This window comes from Paenibacillus popilliae ATCC 14706 (assembly GCF_000315235.1).
GTDB classification, from domain to species: domain Bacteria; phylum Bacillota; class Bacilli; order Paenibacillales; family Paenibacillaceae; genus Paenibacillus_B; species Paenibacillus_B popilliae.
Genome location: NZ_BALG01000386.1, coordinates 1 through 2,459, shown reverse-complemented (window position 1 = coordinate 2,459; position 2,459 = coordinate 1). Strand labels below are relative to the sequence as shown.

The following is a 2,459-nucleotide window of genomic DNA, read 5'->3' as shown; positions in this document are numbered from 1 at the left end:
TGCTCTATGGGCGCAATCTTGGAATCGACACCGCATGCTGTCACACCATATCCGGTGCCCAGACTCTCGATCCGGGCAAAGACCTATTCCCTTGTATACCATATGGCGGAAGCCACCGAGGAAGCTAGGGAAATGACTTATTTGCAGAGCAGATAAGCCTCCTGTTTCGTACGCGCGGATGTAGCCTGTAACCATCTTGACACTTCGGAATTTCGAAAGCCGCATGCTCCCCCTTTTTGAAATTCTGTGATAGCAAATTAATTATAGTACATATGTATGGATCGTATTACATAATCATAGTTATATTTTATTTTGATAGTGTGAAAACGTACTGCCTACAAGGCCGCTTGAGTCTCAGTTAATTCGGATTGAAGCACAGACTCTTCGATGATCCGGCGACTTTAACATGGCCAAGCATCGATCATCAAAAAGGCAGCCGTTTCTAATGTGAGAAACGGCTGCCTTTATTTTTTTTCGCTGCGTTGGTTTCTTATTGCCATGCTTGGTTAAGAGCGTTCAAGAATACATCGGTTGGCTGTGCGCCGGATAGCGCATACTTTCGATCAATGACAAAGAATGGCGCTCCGGTTATTCCCAATTGTTTAGCAGTGGCTTCATCCGAGCGCACATCGTTGGCGAATTTTGGTGGATCACGGAGAATCGCCAGCGACTCCTCCCTATTCATGCCGACCGATCGCCGAATGAATAATCAAAAGATTGCTCTTTGTATTTGACATTAGGATTAATAATTCGAACGACTGTCCAGTCTAGGTTCGATTGTTTAATAATTCCTTCCATCTTCTTCATTTCGGCATGACCGTTTGGCAAAAAGACCTTGGCCAATATTCCCGGCAGCACTGTGGATATGTTTTTCTTATCGTCGTCCGATTGCAAGGCCGGCGTCGCAAGCGTAATCAACCTTTTTTTATTGAACTTCTTCATCGTTTTGATGATCAGGTCATGTCCGTCGGAGACCGGCGTGCCTTTAAGCTTGCGCGACAGATCAGACGGAGGTCCTAATGTGCTGATCACGACATCCGCTTCTGAAATTGCCGTTTCAATGGCTGAAGCGTTCGAGAGATCCCCCACTACAAGGCGTAAATTGGAATGATCTATCTTGATTTTCTGGGGGCTTCTCACATATGCAGTAACGAAATCTCCGTTGTCCAATGCTAATCGCGTAAGATGTTGACCGATTGCACCACTTGCCCCAAAAATGGTGATGTTCATGGTCCTCTGCCCCCTTCGATTCATACTTTATCTTCCGTAATATATTCTTCAACTCGGTCTCTTTTGGTGTACATGTCATACCAAATGTCGGCGATTTTGTCTTGAATTCCCGAATTGGGCTGCATCCAGATTCCGATTGAAAGGTGCCCCGTATAAATACCTTTGTCCTTTAATTCGCTGTTCAAATTAAAGATATAATTTCCGTCTATTATGATAAAATACAATTAGATATTCAATATTCAATATTTTTGTTTTTGAAATATAAAATACAAAACAAAAGCTTATGTCGCTTAACTATCAATAAAAGTATAGGGGAACGATCTGTTATGAACAAAAAAACCGATTTGCGAATCATTCGCTCTAAGAACTCAATTAGAAGAGCATTTGTAGAACTTCTTAATGAAAAGGGATATGAAGCGATTACGATCCAAGATATTGCCGATAAGGCGATGATTAACCGAAATACGTTTTACCTTCACTATCAGAACAAGCCCGATCTTTTAAATTCATGTATGGACGAACTATTGGAAGAAATAAAGAATACGCTCAATCTTTGTTCCAGCAGCAACAGCCCCGTTAATGTTTCCAAACTTGTGCGAATTATGCAGACGATACTCGAAAAAATTAACGACAATATTCCTTTTTACAAGGCAATGTTAGTTGATGAGAATGGAATTCACGGTTTTCAATCGAGGATGGAAGAGATGATTAAAAGCACGGTAAACGAGGGTTTGGACAACACCCCATTGGATATCTCAAAGGAATTACTGCTTCAATATATTGCGTCGACTTTTATGGGTATTGTGGTATGGTGGATTAAAAATAATAGGTCTTATACTCCGGAAGAAATTTCATCCCAATTTGGGAAGATTTTATCCCAAGGTCATTTTAAAGCTGCTGGTATCGCCATCGATGAACGAAATTGAGATCTTGCAGGGCCTTGATTAGGGGGAGTAAGTTTCGGCTCCTCTTAACCTTAAAAAAATAGACTCCGGTAAAGTAAACTGAATAAAATGGGAATAAATCACTCGTATAACGTTCCGAAAATAATGTAACTATATTCCATCGTTTTATGGTATAATCTTCGCAGCCCTTATTGAAACGGAGAGAAACCATGCCCTTCCAATCGAAAAAGGAAAAGTTAGTATTATCCATTGCCGATCGAGAAATGCTTCAACGAATCAGTCACGCGCGTTCAGAAGAATATCGCCGGGTAGAGCGCGCACGTA

3 protein-coding genes are annotated in these 2,459 nt (G+C 41.4%); 1 reads left to right on the top strand and 2 read right to left on the bottom strand.

The genetic code is table 11. The features are described from left to right. Positions 1–490: 490 nt before the first annotated feature. The gene (locus PPOP_RS17680; RefSeq protein WP_006288030.1) at positions 491–685 is read right to left on the bottom strand and encodes a DsbA family oxidoreductase; all 195 of its coding nucleotides are present in this window, start codon (positions 683–685) and stop codon (positions 491–493) included. Beyond that, entirely contained in the window at positions 682–1,230 is a 549-nt protein-coding gene (locus PPOP_RS17675; protein WP_006288029.1) for an NAD(P)-dependent oxidoreductase, read from the bottom strand. The genes PPOP_RS17680 and PPOP_RS17675 overlap by 4 nt, the downstream gene beginning before the upstream one ends. 326 nt (positions 1,231–1,556) lie before the next feature. Between PPOP_RS17675 and PPOP_RS17665 the strand changes: the two genes are divergently transcribed. Continuing rightward, a complete protein-coding gene (locus PPOP_RS17665; protein WP_006288028.1) occupies positions 1,557–2,156 on the top strand; it encodes a TetR/AcrR family transcriptional regulator in 600 nt (199 codons plus the stop codon). Positions 2,157–2,459: the final 303 nt, after the last annotated feature.